At 61.0% G+C, this 21,845-nt stretch carries 21 protein-coding genes and 2 tRNA genes; 6 read left to right on the forward strand and 17 right to left on the reverse strand.

The window, feature by feature from the left end; translation table 11 throughout:
* Positions 1-145 precede the first annotated feature (145 nt).
* Positions 146-1,909, forward strand: coding sequence for an AMP-dependent synthetase/ligase (locus tag BI343_RS13300; RefSeq protein ID WP_071110050.1), 1,764 nt, complete (start codon positions 146-148; stop codon positions 1,907-1,909).
* 46 nt (positions 1,910-1,955) lie between these two features.
* Here BI343_RS13300 and BI343_RS13305 read toward each other — a convergent pair whose 3' ends face one another.
* From BI343_RS13305 to BI343_RS13355, 11 genes are all read right to left on the reverse strand, one after another.
* Complete coding sequence (locus BI343_RS13305; RefSeq protein ID WP_071110051.1) at positions 1,956-2,618, reverse strand: amino acid ABC transporter permease; 663 nt, start codon at positions 2,616-2,618, stop codon at positions 1,956-1,958.
* A gap of 71 nt (positions 2,619-2,689) precedes the next feature.
* Positions 2,690-3,436 carry a transporter substrate-binding domain-containing protein gene (locus tag BI343_RS13310; protein WP_244886646.1) on the reverse strand — a complete coding sequence of 249 codons (747 nt, stop codon included), beginning with the start codon at positions 3,434-3,436 and terminating at the stop codon, positions 2,690-2,692.
* A 180-nt stretch (positions 3,437-3,616) separates the two neighbouring features.
* The gene (locus tag BI343_RS13315) at positions 3,617-4,486 is read right to left on the reverse strand and encodes a GNVR domain-containing protein (RefSeq protein ID WP_139165730.1); all 870 of its coding nucleotides are present in this window, start codon (positions 4,484-4,486) and stop codon (positions 3,617-3,619) included.
* Positions 4,487-4,746: 260 nt separating this feature from the next.
* Positions 4,747-5,838: a redox-regulated ATPase YchF gene (ychF, locus tag BI343_RS13320; RefSeq protein WP_071110053.1), complete on the reverse strand. Its 1,092-nt coding sequence runs from the start codon at positions 5,836-5,838 to the stop codon at positions 4,747-4,749.
* A gap of 67 nt (positions 5,839-5,905) precedes the next feature.
* Complete coding sequence (gene pth / locus BI343_RS13325) at positions 5,906-6,487, reverse strand: aminoacyl-tRNA hydrolase (protein WP_071110054.1); 582 nt, start codon at positions 6,485-6,487, stop codon at positions 5,906-5,908.
* A gap of 91 nt (positions 6,488-6,578) precedes the next feature.
* A complete protein-coding gene (gene rplY, locus BI343_RS13330; protein ID WP_043623104.1) occupies positions 6,579-6,866 on the reverse strand; it encodes a 50S ribosomal protein L25 in 288 nt (95 codons plus the stop codon).
* A gap of 60 nt (positions 6,867-6,926) precedes the next feature.
* The gene (locus tag BI343_RS13335) at positions 6,927-7,910 is read right to left on the reverse strand and encodes a ribose-phosphate pyrophosphokinase (protein ID WP_021478224.1); all 984 of its coding nucleotides are present in this window, start codon (positions 7,908-7,910) and stop codon (positions 6,927-6,929) included.
* An 89-nt stretch (positions 7,911-7,999) separates the two neighbouring features.
* Positions 8,000-8,074 (reverse strand) — tRNA-Gln (locus BI343_RS13340).
* Between the two features lie 6 nt (positions 8,075-8,080).
* Positions 8,081-8,935 carry a 4-(cytidine 5'-diphospho)-2-C-methyl-D-erythritol kinase gene (gene ispE / locus BI343_RS13345; RefSeq protein ID WP_071110055.1) on the reverse strand — a complete coding sequence of 285 codons (855 nt, stop codon included), beginning with the start codon at positions 8,933-8,935 and terminating at the stop codon, positions 8,081-8,083.
* Between the two features lie 55 nt (positions 8,936-8,990).
* Positions 8,991-9,533 (reverse strand): lipoprotein insertase outer membrane protein LolB, encoded by a 543-nt coding sequence (gene lolB, locus BI343_RS13350; protein WP_043623110.1) that lies wholly within the window; start codon positions 9,531-9,533, stop codon positions 8,991-8,993.
* Positions 9,530-11,296: a tetratricopeptide repeat protein gene (locus BI343_RS13355; protein ID WP_244886647.1), complete on the reverse strand. Its 1,767-nt coding sequence runs from the start codon at positions 11,294-11,296 to the stop codon at positions 9,530-9,532. Before BI343_RS13355 ends, lolB begins: the two co-directional genes overlap by 4 nt.
* A 100-nt stretch (positions 11,297-11,396) precedes the next feature.
* On the opposite strand from BI343_RS13355, the gene mutM reads away from it, so the two are divergent.
* The gene (gene mutM, locus BI343_RS13360; RefSeq protein ID WP_071110081.1) at positions 11,397-12,209 is read left to right on the forward strand and encodes a bifunctional DNA-formamidopyrimidine glycosylase/DNA-(apurinic or apyrimidinic site) lyase; all 813 of its coding nucleotides are present in this window, start codon (positions 11,397-11,399) and stop codon (positions 12,207-12,209) included.
* A gap of 47 nt (positions 12,210-12,256) precedes the next feature.
* Positions 12,257-13,078 carry a lysophospholipid acyltransferase family protein gene (locus BI343_RS13365; protein ID WP_071110057.1) on the forward strand — a complete coding sequence of 274 codons (822 nt, stop codon included), beginning with the start codon at positions 12,257-12,259 and terminating at the stop codon, positions 13,076-13,078.
* A gap of 7 nt (positions 13,079-13,085) precedes the next feature.
* On the opposite strand, the gene BI343_RS13370 is transcribed toward BI343_RS13365, so the two are convergent.
* Complete coding sequence (locus tag BI343_RS13370; RefSeq protein WP_043623116.1) at positions 13,086-13,919, reverse strand: symmetrical bis(5'-nucleosyl)-tetraphosphatase; 834 nt, start codon at positions 13,917-13,919, stop codon at positions 13,086-13,088.
* Positions 13,920-14,038: 119 nt separating this feature from the next.
* On the opposite strand from BI343_RS13370, the gene BI343_RS13375 reads away from it, so the two are divergent.
* Positions 14,039-16,063, forward strand: coding sequence for a UvrD-helicase domain-containing protein (locus BI343_RS13375; protein ID WP_071110058.1), 2,025 nt, complete (start codon positions 14,039-14,041; stop codon positions 16,061-16,063).
* Positions 16,064-16,325: 262 nt separating this feature from the next.
* Here BI343_RS13375 and BI343_RS13380 read toward each other — a convergent pair whose 3' ends face one another.
* Positions 16,326-17,069, reverse strand: coding sequence for a c-type cytochrome (locus BI343_RS13380; RefSeq protein ID WP_071110059.1), 744 nt, complete (start codon positions 17,067-17,069; stop codon positions 16,326-16,328).
* A gap of 138 nt (positions 17,070-17,207) precedes the next feature.
* Here BI343_RS13380 and BI343_RS13385 point away from each other — a divergent pair.
* A tRNA-Arg gene (locus BI343_RS13385) sits at positions 17,208-17,284 on the forward strand.
* Between the two features lie 228 nt (positions 17,285-17,512).
* Here BI343_RS13385 and BI343_RS13390 read toward each other — a convergent pair.
* The 3 genes from BI343_RS13390 to BI343_RS13400 all read right to left on the reverse strand — a co-directional run bounded on the left by BI343_RS13390 (position 17,513) and on the right by BI343_RS13400 (position 20,308).
* Positions 17,513-18,055, reverse strand: coding sequence for an NUDIX hydrolase (locus tag BI343_RS13390; protein WP_071110060.1), 543 nt, complete (start codon positions 18,053-18,055; stop codon positions 17,513-17,515).
* 56 nt (positions 18,056-18,111) lie between these two features.
* Complete coding sequence (locus tag BI343_RS13395; RefSeq protein WP_071110061.1) at positions 18,112-19,974, reverse strand: ABC transporter ATP-binding protein; 1,863 nt, start codon at positions 19,972-19,974, stop codon at positions 18,112-18,114.
* A gap of 124 nt (positions 19,975-20,098) precedes the next feature.
* Positions 20,099-20,308: a hypothetical protein gene (locus tag BI343_RS13400; RefSeq protein WP_043623136.1), complete on the reverse strand. Its 210-nt coding sequence runs from the start codon at positions 20,306-20,308 to the stop codon at positions 20,099-20,101.
* Positions 20,309-20,394: 86 nt separating this feature from the next.
* Here BI343_RS13400 and BI343_RS19735 point away from each other — a divergent pair, with 86 nt between their 5' ends.
* Entirely contained in the window at positions 20,395-20,667 is a 273-nt protein-coding gene (locus BI343_RS19735) for a hypothetical protein (RefSeq protein ID WP_139165731.1), read from the forward strand.
* A 127-nt stretch (positions 20,668-20,794) separates the two neighbouring features.
* Here the strand turns inward: BI343_RS19735 and BI343_RS13405 are convergent, their stop codons facing one another.
* Positions 20,795-21,760 carry an IS5 family transposase gene (locus tag BI343_RS13405; protein ID WP_083340712.1) on the reverse strand — a complete coding sequence of 322 codons (966 nt, stop codon included), beginning with the start codon at positions 21,758-21,760 and terminating at the stop codon, positions 20,795-20,797.
* Positions 21,761-21,845: the final 85 nt, after the last annotated feature.

Consider the following 21,845-nt stretch of genomic DNA (forward strand, 5'->3'; position numbering starts at 1 on the left):
GCATCGACAGCCGGCAATTTCAACGCAATTGCGAGCAAATATCGGCAACTTGAGCTGATCTACGCCAACTCAGCGCGGATTTTTACTTTACATCGACACGCTTTAGGACTATTTTGCACCGTTTCGCATCAAAACTATCGTTTGCATGAAGCTAGAACGCGTTTTTGACATACTGTCCCACCAGCTCGGAAACTACCCGCGCACCGACTGCCTGGCGGCCAAAGCCGGCAAGACGTGGCGGCAGCTGTCCACCAACGAAGTACGGGACACCGTCAACCGCGTCAGCCTGGGCTTGCTGGAACTGGGCATAGGCCGCGGCGACAAGGTGGCGATCGCAGCCGACAACAGCATCGAATGGGTGCTGACCGATATCGCGCTGCAACAGATCGGCGCCGTCAGCGTCCCGCTGTACCCCACCATCACCCTGGATGATGCACGCTATATCCTGACGCATGCAGAGGTCAAGCTGGCCTTCGCCGGCAGTGCTGCATTGCAACGAAAACTGTACGAGGCGTTGGGCAAGCTGTCCTGCCCGATCTACGGCCTGGCTGACATCGATGGCGTGCCGTCGTGGCGCGAGATCGCCGAATTGGCGCGCCCCGAGCGGATGGCGGAACTGGACGCGCTGCGCGACGCTGTCCGCGCCGACGATGTCTACACCATCATTTATACCTCCGGCACCACCGGCCGTTCCAAAGGCGTCATGCTGACCCACCGCAACGTGCTGAGCACCGTGGTGGCCACCGCCGCCTTCACCGGCCTGCCGCAGGGCCGCTGCCGCGCCTTGAGCTTCCTGCCGCTGTCGCACATCTTCGAGCGCGCCGGCGTGTTCTACTACCTGTACAGCGGCACCGGCGTCTATTTCAGCAGCGTGGAGTGCCTATCGTCAGCGCTGGCCGACATCAAGCCGCATACCTTCAGCGCCGTGCCGCGCGTGCTGGAGAAAGTGCATGAAAAACTGGTGGGCAAGGCCCGCGATCTGACCGGCGCCAAACGCCGCATCTATCAATGGGCGCTGGCGCGCGCCGAAGCCTTCGAGCCGAATCGCCGCGCCTCGCCGCTGCAAGCCCTCCAGCACGCGCTGGCCGACAAACTGGTTTACAGCAAATGGCGCGCCGCAATGGGCGGCGAGCTGTTGTCGATCAATGTCGGCTCCGCCGCGCTGCAGCCGCGCCTGGCGCGGATGTTCTGGGCGGCTGGGATCGCGGTGGCCGAAGGCTACGGCATGACCGAAAGCTCGCCGGTGATTTCCGCCAATCCGTTCACCGCCAAGGGCGTGCGCATTGGCAGCGTCGGTCTCCCTTTGCCCGGCGTGGAAGTGCGCCTGGCCGATGACGGCGAAATCCTCGTCCGCGGCGACAATGTGATGACCGGCTACTACAAGGAACCGGAGCAGACCGCCGAGGCGCTGCGCGACGGCTGGCTGCACACCGGCGACATCGGCGTGCTGGAAAACGGCTACCTGCGCATCACCGACCGCAAGAAGGAAATGTTCAAAACCAGCAACGGCAAGTACATTGCCCCCCAGGCGCTGGAGAACAAACTGAAGGAGTCGGCCTTCATCGACCAGATCATGGTGGTGGGAGACGGACAGAAATACGCCGCCGCGCTGATCGTGCCTTTGTACGAGAAGTTGAAGGAATGGTGCGCCGAGCACGGCATCGCCTACACCAACGACAGCGAGATGAGCCGTCATCCCAAAGTCGTGGAGCTGATAGACCGCGAGATCAAGCGCTTCAACCGCTGCTTTGGCAGTTGGGAGCACATCAAGAAGTTCTCGCTGCTGGACAAGCCCTGGTGCGTGGACGCCGGCGAACTGGCGCCGACCTTGAAGCTGCGGCGCAAGGTCATCGCCGAGCGCTGCCGCGCCATGATAGACGGCATGTACGGCATGCCGGAACCGGCCTAAAGCAAAGCCCCGAATCTCGGGGCTTTTTTCTTGATGCATCACGGCCTCAGCGCTGGTGCGCCAAATTGAGCCGGTTCTCCACGTGGCGCTGCAAGCGCTCGAACAGCGCGCTCAGCGCCCAGTAAAGGGCCGCGGCGGCCAGATAAAGCGGCAGCGGCTGAAAGGTTTGGGCAATGACTTCCTTGGTAGCCAGCATCAGTTCAGTCACGGTGATCACCGACACCAGCGAAGTATCCTTGATCAACGAGATCAGGCTATTGGACAAGCTGGGCACGGACAAGCGCAGCGCCTGCGGCGCGATGATGTGGCGCATGGTCTGCCACCAGGTGAAGCCTAGCGAAAACGCCGCCTCCCACTGGCCCTTGGCCACCCCTGCGATGCCGCCGCGCAGACTTTCCGACAGATAGGCTGCGACGTTCAGCGTCAGCGCCAGCACGCCGGCCGGCACCGGGTCCAGCTCCAGGCCCACGCCGGGCAGGCCATAGTAGATGACGAAAATCTGCACCAGGAGCGGCGTGCCGCGCATCGCGCTGACGTAAAACGCGGCCAGCTGCGACAAGACCGGCAGCCTGGCCACCCGCACCATCGCCACCGCCAAGCCCAACGCCAGGCCCAGTACCATCGCCACCAGCGCGAACAGCAACGTATGCGCCGCCCCCTGCAGCAACACCGGCAGCGCCGCCTCGAACAGAGCCATCCAATCGCTCATGCCATCCCTTCCATAAAAGCGACGCCCCCGCTGCGCAGGGGCGTCTCATCCATCCTGATCCCGCTACGGAACTACTGCTTGGCCACCGTCGGCACCTTAGAAACATCGATGCCGAACCATTTCAGCGAGATTTTCTTGAACGTGCCATCGGCCTTCATGCCGCTCAGCGCCTGATCGATCGCCGCCTTGAATTGCGGATTGCCCTTGGCGAACGGAATCGCCATCGTCGCCACCACCCCCACCGGGGCGCCGGCCTTCAGCGGCAGTCTGGCCTGCTTGATGGCGAACGGAATCAACAGGCTGTCGTTCAACGCAGCGTCCAAACGCCCGGTCGCCAAATCCTGCAGGTATTCCGGCGCGCCCGGGTAAGTCTTGACCTGCACGCCCGCCACAGCCTTGGCCATATCCGCATAGTTGCTGCCCTGGCCGACGCCGAGTCTCTTGCCATTCAGATCGGCCAGGCTCTTGAAAGCGCGTGTCTCGTTCTTGCGCACGATCAGCTGCGCGCTGGAATAGGTGTAAGGCTGACTGAAATCGAACACGGCCTTGCGTTGCGGCGTCAGTCCCACCTGGTTGACCACGATGTCGAATTTTCCGCTCTGCAGGCCCGCCAACAGCCCGCTCCACTCCGCCGTGGCGAATTCCGGCTTGACCTGCATGCGCCGGGCGATCTCGCTGGCGATTTCAACGTCGAAGCCGGTCAACTGCTGCTTGGCGTCCTTGAAATTGAACGGCGGATACGTCCCCTCCAATGCGATTTTCAGTGTGCCGCGTTGTTTGACGGCATCCAGCAGATCGGCCGCCATCGCGGCAGGCATGGCGAGCAGGACAAGTAAAGCAGCAACAGGCAGTCGAATATTCATATAATAGTTTATTATTTAGAATTCAAAAATTATTAGCATGGAGAATATCAGGCTTTGCTGAGATACTGCAAGCTCGCGGCTTTATAAAAAAACCCACTGCATGCAGTGGGTTTTCTAAAATCCAGAGGCTCAGCCCTAAGCAAGCTCAGCTTGCCGCTGACGCCGCCATTGCAGAATCAGGCAAAGGCAGCTAGTTAGAATCAAGCCCGCCAAGGCGCTCAGCACAACCATCAAGCTGCGCTTGGGTCCCGCCTTTTCCAGAGGCGTGACCGCAGGCAAGACCACCTGCACATCCTGCGCCGCCTGCAACTCCGCCACTCGAACCTGTTTTTGCAACTCATCGGCCAAAGCGCGGTTGAAGTAGAAATCGCGCAGCAATTTCAACTGCTCGCCCGGCAGCTTATACAGGCTGGAGTTGCCTTTTTCCAGCTCAGCCCGCAATTGCAGCAGATTGCCCATCAGACCGTCTTTTTCGCCCAGCGCGTATTGCGCATCGAGCGAGGCGAAACCGATCAGGATTTGCTCAGCGTTGCCATCCAGACTGAGCCGATTGCGCAAGCCCATTTTCTCAATGACGACGGCATCATTGTCCAGCTCCTTGCGCGCGATGTCCAGCCTGCCGCGCAACACGAACAAACGCTTGCTTTGCTCGGTGGCATGGCTATCCAGAATCTGCTGCCGCACCATGGCAGCCAACGCGCCGGCAATGCCTGCCGCCAGCTCCGGATCCTGATCCCGCACGCTCAACTCCAATAAACCTTCCTTGGTAGCCGACGCTTTTATCCGATTCAGCAATTCAAGCTTGGCTTCCCTATTGCCCTCAACTCGATAGCGCTTTTGCAGATCGAAACGATCCATGAGGCCATCCAGCGTCGCCCCGCTCTGCGCAATGGCCATGCCGCCTTGCGCGCCGACCGGCGCCGGAATCGACAACAGCGTTTTGCTCTCGTATTGATTCGGCATCCGCAAGGCGATCACAGCCGCAATCAAGGCAAAAACCAACATCCCGCTCAACATCCAGCGATGCCAGACACAGACAAACGCCCAAATCTGGGCCAGATCCAATTCGTCTTCACGATCTTGCAAAATATTTTCCCCAAGCGAATCCGATCGTTTTCAAGCAACTATCCTACTTTAGCTGAACCTTTATATTGCTATCTGATACTACTTTGATAGTAAAACAGACCCACCTCGTTTGGCTGGCAGGATTTGCAAAATAGCCGCATTTCCATGCGGCTATTTCCAATTAAATCTTACAACGATGTTTAGACATTGAACAGGAAGTTCATCACATCGCCATCCTGCACGACGTATTCCTTGCCTTCCGCCCGCATCTTGCCGGCCTCTTTGGCCTTGGCTTCGCCGCCGTATGCGATGAAGTCTGCGTAGGCGATGGTCTGAGCGCGGATGAAGCCGCGTTCGAAGTCGGTGTGGATCACGCCAGCGGCCTGCGGCGCCGTATCGCCGATGTGGATGGTCCAGGCGCGCACTTCTTTGACGCCGGCGGTGAAGTAGGTTTGCAAGCCTAGGAGCTTGTAACCGGCGCGGATCAATCTGTCCAGGCCTGGTTCTTCCAGGCCCAGGGTTTCCAGGAATTCAGCCTTGTCGGCATCTTCGAGTTCCGCGATTTCAGATTCGATCGCCGCACATAGCGCCACCACCGGCGCGCCTTCTTTGGCCGCGTATTCTTCCACTTTGGCCAGCAGCGGGTTATTGCTGAAACCGTCTTCCGCCACGTTGGCCACATACATGGCTGGCTTGATGGTCAGCAGGCACAGCGGCTTGATCAGCGCCTTCTCTTCATCGGACAGGCCCAGTGAACGCGCCGGCTTGCCTTCGTTCAGGTGCGGCACCAGCTTGTCCAGCACCGCGATCAGCGCGCGGGCATCCTTGTCGCCAGACTTGGCTTTCTTGCCCTCGCGCGCGATGGCTTTCTCCACGGCGGACAGGTCGGCCAGCGCCAGCTCGGTCAGAATGGTCTCGATGTCGGCGATCGGGTCCACCTTGCCGGCGACGTGCACGATATTGTCGTCGTCAAAGCAACGCACCACGTTGACGATGGCGTCGGTCTCGCGAATGTTGGCCAGGAACTGGTTGCCCAGGCCTTCGCCCTTGGAGGCCCCCGCCACCAGGCCGGCGATGTCGACGAACTCGACGATGGCCGGCTGGATTTTCTGCGGATTGATGATCTTGGCCAGTTCGGCCAGACGATGATCCGGCACTTCTACGATGCCGACATTAGGCTCGATGGTGCAGAACGGGTAGTTGGCGGCTTCAATGCCGGCCTTGGTCAGCGCGTTGAACAGGGTGGACTTGCCGACATTGGGCAAGCCGACGATACCGCATTTCAGACTCATGGCTGTCTTCCTAGAATTTCTATTTCAATCCATTATGGCGGCGGCCCAACGAACCGCCAGCCCGCAATCACTTCGCTTCGGTGTGCAGCGCCTTCATCGCCTCGGCCATCTTTCCGGCGATGGCGCGCGGCAGCTCGCGCAAGGCGGCCAGGATGGCCTCGTCCAGCGCCTGCTGCTCCTCGGCGCGCGGCTTCTTCAACACGAAGTTGGCCACTTCTTTCTTGTCGCCGGGGTGGCCGATGCCGAGCCGCAAACGCCAAAAAGCCGGCGAGCTCAGCCGCGCCGCGATGTCCTTCAAACCGTTGTGGCCGCCATGGCCGCCGCCCAGTTTGAAGCGGGCGACGCCAGGCGCAAGATCCAGCTCATCGTGGACCACCAGAATCTGGTCCGGCAGTATCTTGTAGAAATGCGCCAGCGCCAGCACGGCTTGGCCGGACAGATTCATATACGTCATCGGCTTCAGCAGCCAGACGTCCTGACCTTCGATCTGCACTCTGGCGACGTCGCCATGGAATTTGCCTTCGTTGCGCCAGTTGCCTTTGAACTGCCAGCACAGCTCGTCCAGCAGCCAGAAGCCGGCGTTGTGGCGCGTCTTTTCGTATTCGGGGCCTGGGTTGCCCAGGCCAACAATAAGGCGGATGCCGGACATGTCGTCATTCCAAATTAAAAAGCCCGCTGCCCGCCACATGGGCGCACAACGGGCTCTTCACCGTTACCGCCAGGCGGCACGGCAGCAGGGATTACACACGAGCGAAGTCGATGTGCAGCACTTGCTGTTTGTACGGGTGCATTTGGAACGCGGCAACCTTAACCTGTTCCTTCTGGCCGTCGATCACCAGATCCAGCACGGAGGTGTGGAAATCTTCGCGCTTGACAGCGTGGTAGATGGTGTTGTGGTCCAGTTCCAGGGAAACGGCTTCCTTGCCAGCGCCGTATACCACGGCGGGCAGTTTGCCAGCGTGACGCAGGCGGCGGCTCGCACCCGTACCCAGATCAGCACGCTTGGCAGCAATCAGTTCGTAAGACATGTCAAAACTCCAGTTTCAGATTAAAAGCACCCGGCCCGCCGCGACCAGCGGGCCCGATGTTTACGGCAGGCAAGCGCCCGTCGCAACCAGTTCCTCATTGAAGAGGTAAGACACCGATTCTTCGTTGTTGATGCGGCGCAGCGTCTCGGCCAGCAGGCCGGCGATGGAAGCCACCCGGATATTCGGGCAGGCCTTGGCCGCAGCGGTCAACGGGATGGTGTCGGTCACCACCACCATATCGATGTCGGAATTCTTGATGCGATCCACCGCCTGACCGGAGAAGATCGGGTGGGTCGCATAGGCCAGCACGCGCTCGGCGCCGCGTTCTTTCAACGCGCTGGCGGCCTTGCAAAGCGTGTTGGCGGTGTCGATCATGTCGTCGACGATCAGACAGGTGCGGCCGGAGACGTCGCCTATGATGTTCATCACTTCGGCCACATTGGCCTTCGGGCGGCGCTTGTCGATGATCGCCAAATCGGTGTTAAGGGCCTTGGCCACCGCGCGGGCGCGGACCACGCCGCCAACGTCCGGGCTGACTACGATCAGGTCGTCGAAGCGCTGGGCGCGGATGTCCTTCAGCAACACCGGGGTGGCGTAAACATTGTCCACCGGGATGTCGAAGAAGCCTTGAATCTGGTCGGCATGCAAGTCGACGGTGAGCACGCGGTCGATGCCGGCGCTGGTCAGCATATTGGCCACCAGCTTGGCCGAGATCGGCACGCGGGCGGAACGCGGACGGCGATCCTGCCGGGCGTAGCCGAAATACGGAATAGCCGCGGTGATCCGGCCGGCGGAAGCGCGCTTGAGCGCGTCGGCCATCGTCAGGATTTCCATCAGATTGTCGTTGGTCGGGGCGCAGGTGGATTGCAGAATGAAAACGTCGCGGCCGCGCACGTTCTCCAGCAATTCCACCGCCACCTCGCCGTCGCTGAACTTGCCGACATCGGCGCGTCCCAACGAGATATCCAAATGTTTGACTACGTTCTGAGCAAGTTCCGGATTAGCCGTACCGGTAAATACCATCAAACTGTCGTATGCCGCCATGATTCGCTTTGCCTTAGCTGGATAAAGAAAAAGCGTGTAAGGCATTCTTACACGCTTTTTTCATGCTCTCTCTTATTTGGAGAAAGTCCTGGCTGGGGAGGTAGGGATCGAACCTACGAATGCCGGAATCAAAATCCGGTGCCTTACCACTTGGCGACTCCCCAGTAACCTTATTCAGCGCTGTCGAACAGGGGATGGACATCAAGTCCTTCAGCAACAAATCCCTGATATTTTTCCGACAACACTCGGTAAACTTTATCGGCTTCGTCTTTCGACTGAAACTCCAAGAACACGCATGATCCGGAGCCGGTCATCAGCGGCGAACCATATTTTTTCAGTTCGCTCAGTACTTCATTCACCGCTGGAAACATCTTCGTCACAACGCTTTGCAGATCATTTCTGCGTTGCTGCGTTGTTTCGAGGCTTCGCATTATGCCGAGGCGACCAAGGCCTGTCAACATGCCCTGCGAAAAATTTCGGAATATCGCGGCGGTGGGCACATGGACCTGTGGGTGAATTACCAAATACCAGGCCGGCTTCAAAGAAACCGGCTCCAGGACCTCTCCGACGCCGGTCGCCAGCGCGCTGCGGCCGAAGATGAAAACCGGCACGTCGGCGCCCAATCGCAAGCCGAGCTGCTGCAGCCGCTCGCGCGGCCAATTCAAGCGCCACAGCCGATTCAGAGCGATCAATACCGTGGCGGCGTCGGAGCTGCCGCCGCCCAGGCCGCCGCCCATGGGCGTGCGTTTTTCCAGCTTGATGCTGGCGCCCAGGGCGCAACCGCTTTCTTGCTGCAGCAATCTGGCCGCGCGCACCGTCAGGTCCTGCTCAGGCGGCACGCCGTCGGTCGGCGTCAACAGCTCGATCTCGCCATCGTCGCGCACCGCCAGATACAAGGTGTCGCCAAAATCGATGAAACGGAACACCGTTTCCAACAGGTGGTAGCCATCGGGCCGCTTGCCCACCACATGCAATAGCAAATTGAGCTTGGCGGGCGCCGGGAAGGAATGAAACGCTTGCTGCATATCGGTCTTGAATCTGTATCTGAATTGGTATCTTGCGGATGGACAACAGGACCGCTCACTGCCAGCTCTGCACCACCACTTTGACGGTCAGGCCATCGCGCTGCATTTCCACCCGCTTGGGGTGCTGGCTGTCGACATCGGCGTCGCGCACGAATTGGATGCGCCAGCCCTGCTGCTCCAGGCTGCCGTCGTCGTCTAGACGGCTGGGCAAGTTCGGCGCCGGCAGGCCGCGTATCCACCATGCCAGATTGGACAGCGGCAGCGGCCAGCCCATCACTTGCCGGGTCAGGCTTTCCACGTCCTCGGCCTGCCAACGCTTGCCGTCCGCCAACAGGACCACGCCATCGCCGTCGCGCAACACCTTGGCCACGGTATTGCCCAGCGGGGAGTTGATCGCCACCTCGTCGCGCGGCGGCTGATGCCGCCAGTCGAAATTGGCGACATGGCCCTTGCCGTCCAGATTGGCCGACAGCCGGCCGCTGACGCTGAACGGCGCATCGATGGCGGCGGATGCTGACGGCGCGGCGCGGAACGGCGCTTCGCGGCTGGCGCAGGCGGTCAGCAGCATGGCCAACAGCGCGCACACCAGCCATTTCATCGCTTGGCTCCCAGCCGCCGCATGGTCTCGGTGATCACTTCATGATCCGGGTGCGCCGCCAGTTCCTTCTCCCACAGCTGCAGCGCCTCGTCGCGCCGGCCCTGGCGCCACAGCACCTCGCCCAAGTGGGCAGCCACTTCGGGATCGGGCATGGACTGGTAAGCTTTTTCCAGATACTTGCGCGCGGCATCCAGCTTGCCCTGCTTGTACAGCACCCAACCCATGCTGTCCTGGATCACGGCATTGTCCGGCTCCGCCTTCAGGGCCTTGTCGATATAGCCATAGGCCTCATGGTAGCGGGTGGTGCGATTGGCCAGCGTGTAACCCAGCGCGTTCAAGGCCTGAGTATCGCTGGGCTTCTCCTTGAGGATCAGACGCAGGTCGCGCTCGGCGTTGCCGGCATTGCCCAGCATGTCCGACACCAGCGAACGCTCGTACAGCAGTTCGATGGAACGCGGTTGGCGGCGCAGCGCCTGGGTCAACAGCTCATACGCGCGTTGCGGCTGCTTGGCCTCGCGGGCCAGTTGCGACTGCAACAGCACCACCGACACTTTTTCCTGATCGGTGCTGCCCAGCAGGCTCAAACGGCCCAAGGCTTCGTCGAGCTGGCCCTCTCCAGCCTCCAGCAGCGCCAGCCGAGACTGCGCCGGCAGATACTGCTGGCCAGGCCCGACCTGGCGATACCAGTTGGCGGCGCGCGCCGCGTCGTGGTCGTCCTCTGCGATCTGGCCCAGGGTGAAGCGGACAAAATCCGGCTCGGGATGGCGCTGAGCCAGCGCGCGCTCCAGGCGATCCGACGCGGTTTTCAGATCGCGCATCTGATAGGCCAGCAACCCCGTGGCGTACAGCAAGTCCGGATTGTCCGGATAATCTTTCAATAGCGCTTCAAACGCGGCTCGCGCCTCGACAAAGCGCTTGGCGCCGACCAGCAGCCGCGGATAAGCCATCCGCAGCTCCAGGGTGGCCTGCGGCCGGCGCGCCAGTTCGCGCTGCAAAAACGCTGCCGCCTGATTCATATCCTGCCGCCGCAAACGGTCCACCTGCCAGGCGACCGGCAAATCCCACTGCGGGGCGATCTGGGCCAGGCGGTCGAACTCCCGGTCCACCGCGGCCTTGTCGCCGTTATCCGCCGCCGCGGCCAGCACGGCGAAGCGCGCTTCCGGCAGATTGGGATACTGGGCGGCCAGCTCGCTGACCATCTGATAGGCGCGGGCCGAGCCGCCGTCCGGCCGCGCGCTCAACCTGGCCAATTGCACGAAGACGGCCGGCGCGCGCGCGGGTTCGCGCCGCAGCAGCTCCTCGGCCAGCGGTTTGCTCTCGGCCAGATCGCCGCTGCGCATCAGCGTGACGAACAACTGCTCGCGGGCCGGCAGAGAATCGGGATCGAGTTCTATCCACAAGCGCAAGGCCGCGGCCGCCTCTTTCAACTGGCCGGACAGCAGGCAGAACTCGGCAGCGCGCTGCGCCAGCCTGGGGTCGCGCGTCTGGCGGGCAAGATCGAGATAAGTCAGGCCGGCCGAACCGGCGGCGCCGCGCTGGGCGGCGATCTCTCCGGCCAATACGCCATAAAAGATTTCCGGCGTCAGCTCCACCTTGGGCAGCGCGGCATCCGCCGACTTGGCGGCGTCATCCAGGCTGGCGTTGTCATCGCCGGCGGCATTCTGCTGCACTGGAGGCACCAACGGCGCGGTTGGCTTGACGCTGGCGCATGCCGCCAGCAGCAGCGCCAGCAGCAATGGAAGGGTTCGTTTCAGCGGTTTCATTCGCATGGAGTCTAAGGTGCCTGCTCAAAGCCTGTTGAACGCGTAGAATAGCATGTCCGGTTTTTATGTTTGCACCATTTACCAATTCGCATTGAAGACCATGCCCGAACTGCCAGAAGTCGAAACCACCCGCCGCGGCGTCGAGCCGCACCTGACCGGCCGCACCTTGCGCGGCGCCGTCGTGCGCAATCCCTCGCTGCGCTGGCCGGTGCCGCCCGACCTTGCCGAGCGCCTCGCCGGCGAGACCGTGCTGGCGGTGCGCAGGCGCGCCAAATACCTGCTGCTGGAATGCCAAAGCGGCACCTTGCTGATTCACCTGGGCATGTCCGGCAGCCTGCGGGTGATGGCGTCCGGCGCGCCGGCGCAAAAGCACGACCACGTGGACCTGTTGCTCGACGGCCAATTGCTGCGCTATCGCGATCCGCGGCGCTTCGGCGCCATGCTGTGGCATGTCGGGCCGATCGAGCTGCATCCTCTATTGAAAGACCTGGGGCCGGAGCCCCTGTCGGACGCCTTCGACGGCGCCGCGCTGTTCGAGGCCATCCGGCGTCGCAGCAGCGCCATCAAGCTGGCCATCATGGACAATCACGTGGTGGTCGGCGTCGGCAATATCTACGCCAATGAGTCACTGTTTTACGCCGGCATCGCCCCGACGCGTCCCGCCAACTCGCTCACGCGCGCCGAATGCGACCTGCTGGCGGCAGAAATCCGCGCCGTGCTGCGGCGGGCAATCGATGCCGGCGGCAGCACCTTGCGCGATTTCGTCGACAGCGAGGGCAAGCCCGGCTACTTCCAGCAAAGCTATATGGTGTACGACCGCCAGGAGGCGCCGTGCCGCCGTTGCGGCGCCCCCATCCGTCATATCCGCCAGGGACAGCGCAGCTCTTACTATTGCCCGCTGTGCCAGCCGTGATAGAGTGGCGGCCTGTCATCATTCAGACTCGAAATCTTAAAAAAACCTTGAAGTCATCCGCTACCACCTCAGTCGCCACTCGCTGCGGCCGCGTTTTGCGCCTGCTTGGCCACCTGGCCGTAGGCGTGTTCATCATCGCGACCCGCTATTCCCGGCTGGCGCAGGCCGAACGCGCGGTCGTCACTCGCCGCTGGGCGCAGCACGCGCTGAAGATACTCGGCGTCAGCATCAAGGTTCAGGGCATCAATCCCGGTTTTTACCCGCCCAATACGCTGCTGGTGGCCAATCATGTGTCCTGGCTGGACATCATCGCGCTGAACAGCTGCACCGTATCGCGCTTTGTCGCCAAACGGGAGATTCGCGATTGGCCGCTGATCGGCTGGCTGGCCTATGCCGCCGGCACGCTGTTCATTGATCGCGGCAACCGCCGCGACGCCAGCCGCGTCAATCAGATTCTGGCCGAGGCGATGCAGAACGGCGGCTGCATGGCCGTATTCCCGGAAGCCACCACCTCGGACGGCAGCGGCCTGCTGCCGTTCAAAGCGTCCTTGTTCGAGGCGGCCCTGTTGGCGGGCGGCACGGTGCAGCCGGTCTCGCTGCGCTACCAGCGCCCGGATGGCAGCCTGCTGCTGGAGGCGGCCTATATCGATGAGATTTCCCTGCTGCAAAGCATGGGAAAGGTATTGTCCGTCCCCGAAATCGAGATCGAAATCTGCTACGGCAAGCCGCTGAAGGCCGGCGATACCGGCCTGGACAACCGCTTTCTGCTGGCCGAGGCCGCCCGCGGCGAGGTGGCGCGCGGCTTGCGCCTGACGCTGGAGAGCCCTGCCGCATCGGCTTGCCAGGCCACCAGCGAAACCGGCGCCTGAGCCAGCCCTATTTACCCGCCGCCAGCGCGACTTCCCGGTACGCCTCGCACGGCAGGGAAAACAGCTGGCGGTCGTCCAGCCGCAGCGCGGACAGGCTGCCTCCCCACAGGCAGCCGGAGTCTATCGCCAGAATATCCTCGTCCAGATGCAGGCCCAGCGCCGACCAGTGGCCGCACACAATCGGCGTGCCGCCATGGCGGCGGCCCGGCGCCTCGAACCACGGCACCAGATTGGCCGGCGCGCCGTCCAACTCGCCCTTGTAGCTCAGATCGATCTCGCCGTCGCGGGTCAGGAAGCGCATGCGGGTCATCACATTGACGATGATGCGCAGCCTGTCCACGCCTTTCAGATCGTCGCTCCAGCGCGTCGGCTTGTTGCCGTACAGACGGCCCAGGAATTCCCGATATCGATTGCTGGCCAGACCGAACTCCACCTCCTCGGCCAAGCGCAGCGCCTTGGAAATGGTCCACTCCGGCAGCAAGCCCGCGTGCACCATGGCGTAGCCATGCCCCTCCAGCATAAGCGGCTGGCAGCGCAGCCAGTCCAGCAATACCTTGCCATCAGCGGCGTTCAGAATATCCTCGATGGTGTCGTCCCGATGCAGCTTGCCGAAACCCTCCGACACCGCCAGCAGATGCAGGTCATGATTGCCCAGCACCATCTCCACATGATCCTGATGGCGGAATACCCAGCGCAGCACGTCCAGCGACTGCGGGCCGCGATTGACCAGATCGCCGGTCAACCACAAGGTGTCTTTGCCAGGATTGAAATCGATCAAGCGCAGCAACTTCTGGAAAGGAGCGAAGCAACCCTGGATATCGCCGATTGCATAGATGGCCATTATTATTTCCTTGTGAAGCGGATCGAGGACGATCCCATCCGCGTTTAAGCCATGATACCCCATGCTACAATGCACGGCCTCGATTACCGAATTGCTACGCCCGCCCGGGCCATACCGCCATGTCCGCACCCCTGCTCAACCCGCCGCAACGCGCGGCCATTCATTACCTAGACGGCCCCTTGCTGGTGCTGGCGGGCGCGGGCTCCGGCAAGACCCGGGTCATCACCTACAAGATCGCGCATCTGGTGCGCGAGGGCGGCATCCCGGCGCGGCACATCGCCGCCATCACCTTCACAAACAAGGCCGCGCGCGAGATGCTGGAGCGCGTGGGCAAGCTGATGACCTCGGCCGAGATCCGCGGCATCACCGTCTCCACCTTCCACTCGCTGGGGATGCACATCCTCAGGCAGGAAGCGCCACATCTCGGTTATAAACCGCAATTCTCCATTCTGGATTCCTACGATGCCGGCAAGATCATCGCCGACATCCTGAACACCACATCCAAGGACGAGATCCGCAAGGTCCAGAGCCAGATCTCGCTATGGAAAAACGACCTGAAAACGCCGGACGACATGCTGCTGGCGGCCCAGGATCAGTGGGAAAGCGTCTGCGCCCAAACCTATCTCGCCTATCAGGACACGCTGACGGCCTATCAGGCGATGGACTTCGACGATCTGATCCGCCTGCCGGTGCAGCTGTTCCGCGAACATCCCGAGGTGCTGCTGAAATGGCAGGGCAAGCTGCGCTACCTGCTGATAGACGAATACCAGGACACCAACACCTGCCAGTACCAGCTGGTGAAGCTGCTGACCGGCGTCCGCGGCCTGTTCACCGCGGTGGGCGACGACGACCAGTCCATCTACGCCTGGCGCGGCGCCAATATGGAAAACCTGCGCCTGCTGCAGCAGGACTTTCCCGCATTGAAGGTGATCAAGCTGGAGCAGAACTACCGCTCCACCGCCCGCATCCTGCGCGCCGCCAACAGCGTGATCTCCAACAACCCCAAGCTGTTCGAGAAGCAGCTGTGGAGCGAGCTGGGCCTGGGCGAGCCGATACACGTGGTGCAATGCAAGGACGAGGAGCACGAGGCCGAAACCGTGGTGCAGCGGCTGCTGGCGCACAAGTTCGAATTCCGGACGGAGTTCAAGGACTACGCGATTCTCTACCGCGGCAACTACCAGGCGCGCATCTTCGAGCAGGCGCTGCGCAATCAGCGCATCCCGTACCAGATGGCCGGCGGCCAGAGCTTCTTCGACAAGCCTGAGATCAAGGATCTGCTGGCTTACATGCGGCTGATCGCCAACCCGGACGACGACCCGGCCTTCATTCGCGCCATCACCACGCCCAAGCGCGGCGTCGGGGCCGGCACGCTGGAAAAACTGGGCGCCTGGTCCGGCCAATACGGCAAGAGCCTGTTCGCCGCCGCCCATGACGCAGGCCTGCGGGTGCAGATTCAAGCCGCACAGCTGGCTCCGCTGGAACAGTTTTGCGACTTCATCAGCCAGCTCCAATACCGCGCCACCCGCGAGGAAGCCGGCAAGCTCGCGCTGGAACTGCTGCAGGCCATCGGTTACGAGGCATGGCTGTACGATGGCGAGGACAGTCCGAAGATTGCCGAGACCAAGTGGAAGAACCTGCTGGAGATGGTGGCCTGGCTGGCGCGCAAGGGCAGCGACGATGGCAAGAACCTGATCGAACTGACCCAGACCATCGCCTTGATCACCATGCTGGAAGGCCGCGACGAAGGCGAGGTGGACGCGGTAAGAATGTCCACCCTGCACGCTTCCAAGGGCCTGGAATACCCTCATGTGTTCCTGGTCGGCTGCGAGGAAGGCATCCTGCCGCATAGCGAGTCGGTAGAGAACGGCATGGTGGAGGAGGAGCGGCGACTGATGTACGTCGGCATCACGCGCGCCCAGCGCAGCCTGACGCTGAGCTATTGCGTGAAGCGCCGCCGCGCAGGCGAATGGCAATTCATCGAGCCGTCGCGCTTCATCAGCGAGATAGACGGCGACGACTTGCGCCATTTCGGCAAACCCGGCGCGGAACCGCTGGTCAGCAAGACGGAAGGCAAGTCGCGGCTGGCCAATTTGACGGCCATGCTGGCCGGCAAGGACAAGTCCGGCGATCCGCCGCAGAATTGAGCGGGCAAGAAAAATGGCGCCGCGAGGCGCCATAAAGAAGAATGAGGAACATCTCTGGGTGAAGCGAGGCTGGGGAACCTCACCTGACTTGCAAGCTTGACTGGCCTACCCGTCAATCAGATGTGCCCATGATGCCTGAAGTGGCATGTGCTGCCACCTGTCCTTTCTATCCGGTCACATCTATTGACTTTTTGACGCAACGCAATAAACATAAAAAACGCCCCAAGCTTGAACCATGGGGCGTTTTTATTACTGCTATCAATTATTTTGAATTATTGACCATATACTCAACTGCGGCGCGGAATTCCGCATCGCTGCCGGTATAGCCGCCTTTAGGCGGCATGGCGTTCAAACCCTTGGTGGCGATCTTCACCACTTCATCCAGGCCCGGTTTCAGGCGCTCGGCCCAAGCTGCCTTATCGCCGAATTTAGGCGCGTTGGCTACGCCGGCCGCATGGCAGGCCACGCATACGCTTTCATAGATCTTCTTGCCCACCACGGCGGGATCGGCCGCAGCCGCCGCGCCGGCTGCGCCGCCCACCGGCGGCTCGGTGAACTTGGCGCCGCCGGCATTGCCCATATAGGCCACCGCGCGCTTCACTTCATCGTCGGTCAAGTCCGGCGAACCACCCTTGGCCGGCATCGCGTTGAAACCGTGCAAAGCATGGTTCACCAGCGTATCCCAACCCTTGGCGATGCGCGGCGCCCACGCGCCAGCGTCGCCGAACTTGGGCGAGCCCGCCAATCCCGTGCCGTGACAGGAAATGCAAAGACCCTTGTAGACTTGCTCGCCGGTGCGCATGCCCGGCGGCGCGTCGCTGGCCTTGGACTCGCCCACCGGCTTCAGGCGGGCCGCGACGGCTTCCTTGGTCATCACCTCGGCATCCACATTGAATCCACTGGTGGCCAGCTTGGCCAGAAGCCAAATCGCCACGACAAGAAAGACAACGACGCTGACCAGAACCTTTACGATCTGACCGGGGGCCATTCCGTTCTCATTACTCATCCCAAGCCTCGCCTGAAAAAAATGACATTTAAAACCCGTCGATTATAAAGTATGCAGGTGCGCAAGGCAAAAAACCATACTCTGGACTCGGATTAGTTTTCTATTGTAGAATGCATTCCTTGAGTGCAATCGCACAAAGCACCCGTAGCTCAGTTGGATAGAGTGTCAGTTTCCGAAGCTGAAGGTCACAGGTTCGATCCCTGTCGGGTGCGCCAAAGAAATCAAGGGCTTGCGGCTTAAGCTGCGAGCCTTTTTTGTTTTTTATCCCGCTATTTTTCTGAATTACCGTAAAGCGAACGGGACTATAAAAAACATGCCATCCGGCAACCGCCGCCTCAATCCCGCAACACCCCACCGCCCAGCCGAGTATTTTTTTACGCGTCAAATTTGATATAGATCATTTCAGCGCCGAATTTCACCGGATGCGATGCCATCGTTCTGCCTCAGCCAAACAAGCCTTGCCGCATGGCCAGCAACAACGGAACCAGTGACAGGCTATCGGGAATCTCATTGCGCGCGATCATTTCCATCACCTCGCCCCCATCAAACCAGTCCGTTTCCAGCACCTCATTGCCGTCGATCTGCTCGCAGCGACGCTCCGTCCGCTCTGCCAGGAAAATCTCGAACAGCTGATTGCTGCTGCCATATGTCGGATAAAAGGCGATCAATGGCCGCAACGCCAGCGCGGCGTGGCCGGTCTCCTCCAGCAACTCGCGCCCCGCGGCCGCGAGCGACGTCTCGCCGACATCGACGCCGCCAGCTGGAATCGCCCAGACTTCGCGATCGATCAATACCCGGTACTGGCGCACCAGCAGCGCTTTGCCGGCATTCAAAGCCAAGACGCCCACTGCGGAGCGGTCATACTGAGCGGAGAAATAGCGAATCAAGTTGCCATCCGGCAAGCGGATCTGGCGCCGCCATACCTGAAACCAGGGATTCGCATGCTCCACGCTGACATCCAGCACCTCCCAAGCCGCATTGGCCATCGCGTCGTCCTTTACGCATGAAAAAAACCCCTGCCCACGGGCAGGGGTTGGCTCGATCATCCCATCAAGGACACGCTGTCGTTTTCGTCGTCATCTTCCTCGCCGAGGAAGCCGCCGCTCTGATGGGCCCACAATCTGGCATACAAGCCGCCATGCGACAGCAATTGCTGGTGGGTGCCCTGCTCCACCACCTGGCCGCGGTCCAGCACGATCAACCGATCCATCGCCGCGATGGTGGACAGGCGGTGCGCGATAGCCACCACGGTCTTGCCCTCCATCAGACGGTACAGACTGCTCTGGATCGCCGCTTCCACCTCGGAGTCCAACGCGCTGGTCGCCTCGTCCAGCAGCAGTATAGGCGCGTCCTTCAGCATCACGCGCGCGATGGCGATGCGCTGGCGCTGGCCGCCGGACAATTTGACGCCGCGCTCGCCGACGTGGGCATCATAGCCGGTGCGGCCCTTCGGGTCGCTCAGGGTGCGGATGAATTCGTCCGCCTCCGCCTTGCGCGCGGCCGCGATCATGTCCTCGTCGCCGGCATCCGGCCGGCCATACAGCAGGTTATCCCGCACCGAGCGGTGCAGCAGCGAGGTATCCTGCGTCACCATGCCTACCTTGGCGCGCAGGCTATCCTGCGTGACGCCGGCGATGTCCTGGCCATCGATCAGGATGCGGCCGCCGTCCAGGTCATAGAAGCGCAGCAGCAGGTTGACGATGGTGGACTTGCCGGCGCCGGAGCGGCCGACCAGGCCGATTTTCTCGCCGGGACGGATGGTCAGGTTCAGATTGGCAATCACCGACTTGGCGCCGCCATAGGAGAAATCCACGTTCTCGAAACGGATCTCCCCGCGCGGCACCTCCAGCTTGGCCGCGTCCGGCTTGTCCAGCACCGTGACGCGGCGCGACAGCGTCGTGATGCCGTCCTGCACCGTGCCGATGTTTTCAAACAGGCTGGACATTTCCCACATGATCCAGTGCGAAATGCCGTTCAGGCGCAGCGCCATCGCAATCGCCGCCGCCACCGCGCCGTAGCTGACTTCGCCGCGGCTCCACAGCCACAGCGCCGATCCAGCGGTCAATCCAACCAGCAGCATGCTGGTGAATTGATTGACGATCTCGAAGCCGCTGACCAAGCGCATCTGGCGATACGCCGTGGCCAGAAACTCCTGCATCGCGCCCTTGGCGAAGCGCGCCTCGCGCTGGCCATGCGAAAACAATTTGACGGTGGCGATATTGGTATAGGCGTCGGTGATGCGGCCGGTCATCAGGCTGCGCGCGTCAGCCTGCTGGGTGGCGGCCTTGCCCAGGCGCGGCACGAAGAACCATAGCGTGGCGACGTACAGCGCGAGCCAAGCCAGGAAGGGCAGCAACAGATAGAGGTCGAAATGCCCCAACACCGCGATCATGGTGACAAAGTAAATCACCACAAACACCATGATGTCGGTGAGGATCAGCACCGTGTCGCGCACCGCCAGGGAGGTTTGCATCACCTTGGCCGAGACCCGGCCGGCGAATTCATCCTGATAAAAGCTCAGGCTCTGGCCCAACAAGTGGCGGTGGAAATTCCAGCGCAAGCGCATCGGAAAATTGGAAAACAGGCCCTGGTATTTGCACATCGCCTGCAAGGCAACCAACGCGACGCTGCCCAGCAGGATGCCGCCGAGCAAGAACAGATGGCCGCGTTCACGCTGCCACAATTGATCCGCCGGCGTCTTGGCCAGCCAATCCACCACCGAGCCCATCATCGAAAACAGCAGCGCTTCGAAGGCGCCGATGCAGGCAGTCAGCAGCGTCATGCACAGGATCAGACCGCGCAGGCCTTTGGTGCAGAACCAGATAAAGGAAAAAAAGCCCTGGGGAGGTTGGGCAGGGGGCGTGTCCGGATACGGGGACACTCGGCGTTCAAACCAGCCAAACATAAAGATCGCTCCGCTCTCCGCCGCCGGGGAGGCGCGCGGACAATGGGTTTAAGGGAGCGATGACGGTATCGTATCCTGCGGCAAGATGCAACGGGAAAGTTGTAAGAATGCAGTCCGCGCGGAACTACTCGATCCACTCCTGTTTGATGTAGACCTCTTCCAGCTTTTCGGTCTTGCGCGTCTTCACGTCCACGCGATGCACTTCCGCGCGCACATTGCCCCTATACACACGCAGCATCAGCTCCGCGGCTTGACGCGCCTGCTCCTGAGTCGGATGCAACGGCCCCTTGTCGTCGATGCCGAAGTGCGGCGAAATCAATTTCAACCGGTACATTTTTATTATCTCTGTCGAAATGACATTTAATGAATTTTTATACGAACTGGATTTCTTTCCGGCAATATTAACATGAGTTTAGCTGAATGCTCACCCCAATCGGCAATCAATCTGCTTCCTGTGCACATCAACATGTGCCGCCGACAAAACAGCATAAAACCACAATATTCCAATATTTAAACACTGAACATAAAATGATGAAAATTCATAGCATCTCGACTGATCGAAAAAAGAAACCCGGCGTTGCCGGTAATGCCGTTCACTTAAGAGAAAAGCACCGTCTCTATGCATGGGAAACGGTGCTTTTTTTGTGGATTCCTGTGCTCTCAAGGCCAGAAAAGTCGCCCGAAAATCCTTAAGGAAGGTCTGAACAACCTGCCACGCAAACAGAAATGCAATTTCTCGCGGGGCTTCGGTTGCATTTCACCCACCAATTCCAGATCGCCCGCCATGAGGATGACCGGGTGCTTCCGGTCATCCGGCCTTTTAACTCGCCGCCAGCAAGGCCTTTCGCGCCAGCCAGATGTTGGCCAGCCCAAACAGCGTCATCAGTTGCGCGGTGTTCTTCTTCAAACCGCGGTAGCGTGTTTTCAGGTAGCCAAACTGCTGCTTGATGACCCGAAACGGATGCTCCACTTTGGCCCGAATCTTGGCTTTGACCATTTCGCCCAGCTGGATCTGCCGGTCGTCGGCTGAATCGGTCAGCGCTTTGCGCTGGCCGGGCCTCATCGCAATCCACCAACGCACCGCTCGCGATTGGTGTTCGGCTCGCTTGTGCACGCCAGCAAAGCCGGCGTCGCCAAACACATCGATTTCCTCGCCGTGCAACAACTGATCGACCATCGTGACATCCGCCACATTGGCGGGGGTGCCGGCCACGTGATGCACCAAGCCGGACTGGGCGTCGACGCCGATATGGGCCTTCATGCCGAAGTACCACTGATTGCCCTTCTTGGTTTGATGCATGTCCGGATCGCGCTCGCCCTGAGCGTTTTTGGTGGAGCTGGGCGCGTGGATCAGGGTGGCATCGACGATGGTGCCTTGCTTCAACATCAGCCCTTTGTCGCAGAGATGCTGGTGGATGGCGGTAAACAGAGCGTGGGTCAGCTGGTGCTTTTCCAGCAGATGGCGGAAGTTCAGCAGGGTGGTTTCGTCCGGGACGGCGTCCAGGGAGAGGCCGGCGAACTGGCGCATGGAGGCGATCTCGTACAGGCTTTCTTCCATGGCGGGATCGGACAGGCTGTACCAGTGCTGCAGGCAGTAGACGCGCAGCATGGCGGACAACGGGTAGGGGCGGCGACCGTTGCCAGGCTTGGGATACACTGGATCGATGACGGCTTCGAGCTGCGCCCAAGGCATGACCTGATCCATCTCTGTCAGAAAGATTTCGCGGCGGGTGCGCTTCTTCTTAGCGGCGAGTTCGAGATCGGTGAAGGTCATCTGCTGTCGCATGCTGGCGTCCTGGATCTGACTGAGGGGGAGTCAGTTTACGGGAAGATTGGAGACTTGTTCAGACCTTCCTTAAGTGAGCGGCATT

It is taken from the genome of Chromobacterium amazonense (genome assembly GCF_001855565.1).
GTDB lineage: Bacteria > Pseudomonadota > Gammaproteobacteria > Burkholderiales > Chromobacteriaceae > Chromobacterium > Chromobacterium amazonense.

Excerpts from the sequence above, each read along its gene's own strand:
- BI343_RS13300 (WP_071110050.1), top strand. The coding sequence starts at position 146 with ATGAAGCTAGAACGCGTTTTTGACATACTGTCCCACCAGCTCGGAAAC.
- BI343_RS13305 (WP_071110051.1), bottom strand. The coding sequence starts at position 2,618 with ATGAGCGATTGGATGGCTCTGTTCGAGGCGGCGCTGCCGGTGTTGCTG.
- BI343_RS13310 (WP_244886646.1), bottom strand. The coding sequence starts at position 3,436 with ATGCCTGCCGCGATGGCGGCCGATCTGCTGGATGCCGTCAAACAACGC.
- BI343_RS13315 (WP_139165730.1), bottom strand. The coding sequence starts at position 4,486 with ATGTTGGTTTTTGCCTTGATTGCGGCTGTGATCGCCTTGCGGATGCCG.
- ychF (WP_071110053.1), bottom strand. The coding sequence starts at position 5,838 with ATGAGTCTGAAATGCGGTATCGTCGGCTTGCCCAATGTCGGCAAGTCC.
- pth (WP_071110054.1), bottom strand. The coding sequence starts at position 6,487 with ATGTCCGGCATCCGCCTTATTGTTGGCCTGGGCAACCCAGGCCCCGAA.
- rplY (WP_043623104.1), bottom strand. The coding sequence starts at position 6,866 with ATGTCTTACGAACTGATTGCTGCCAAGCGTGCTGATCTGGGTACGGGT.
- BI343_RS13335 (WP_021478224.1), bottom strand. The coding sequence starts at position 7,910 with ATGGCGGCATACGACAGTTTGATGGTATTTACCGGTACGGCTAATCCG.
- ispE (WP_071110055.1), bottom strand. The coding sequence starts at position 8,935 with ATGCAGCAAGCGTTTCATTCCTTCCCGGCGCCCGCCAAGCTCAATTTG.
- lolB (WP_043623110.1), bottom strand. The coding sequence starts at position 9,533 with ATGAAATGGCTGGTGTGCGCGCTGTTGGCCATGCTGCTGACCGCCTGC.
- BI343_RS13355 (WP_244886647.1), bottom strand. The coding sequence starts at position 11,296 with ATGAAACCGCTGAAACGAACCCTTCCATTGCTGCTGGCGCTGCTGCTG.
- mutM (WP_071110081.1), top strand. The coding sequence starts at position 11,397 with ATGCCCGAACTGCCAGAAGTCGAAACCACCCGCCGCGGCGTCGAGCCG.
- BI343_RS13370 (WP_043623116.1), bottom strand. The coding sequence starts at position 13,919 with ATGGCCATCTATGCAATCGGCGATATCCAGGGTTGCTTCGCTCCTTTC.
- BI343_RS13375 (WP_071110058.1), top strand. The coding sequence starts at position 14,039 with ATGTCCGCACCCCTGCTCAACCCGCCGCAACGCGCGGCCATTCATTAC.
- BI343_RS13380 (WP_071110059.1), bottom strand. The coding sequence starts at position 17,069 with ATGAGTAATGAGAACGGAATGGCCCCCGGTCAGATCGTAAAGGTTCTG.
- BI343_RS13390 (WP_071110060.1), bottom strand. The coding sequence starts at position 18,055 with ATGGCCAATGCGGCTTGGGAGGTGCTGGATGTCAGCGTGGAGCATGCG.
- BI343_RS13395 (WP_071110061.1), bottom strand. The coding sequence starts at position 19,974 with ATGTTTGGCTGGTTTGAACGCCGAGTGTCCCCGTATCCGGACACGCCC.
- BI343_RS13400 (WP_043623136.1), bottom strand. The coding sequence starts at position 20,308 with ATGTACCGGTTGAAATTGATTTCGCCGCACTTCGGCATCGACGACAAG.
- BI343_RS19735 (WP_139165731.1), top strand. The coding sequence starts at position 20,395 with ATGCTCACCCCAATCGGCAATCAATCTGCTTCCTGTGCACATCAACAT.
- BI343_RS13405 (WP_083340712.1), bottom strand. The coding sequence starts at position 21,760 with ATGCGACAGCAGATGACCTTCACCGATCTCGAACTCGCCGCTAAGAAG.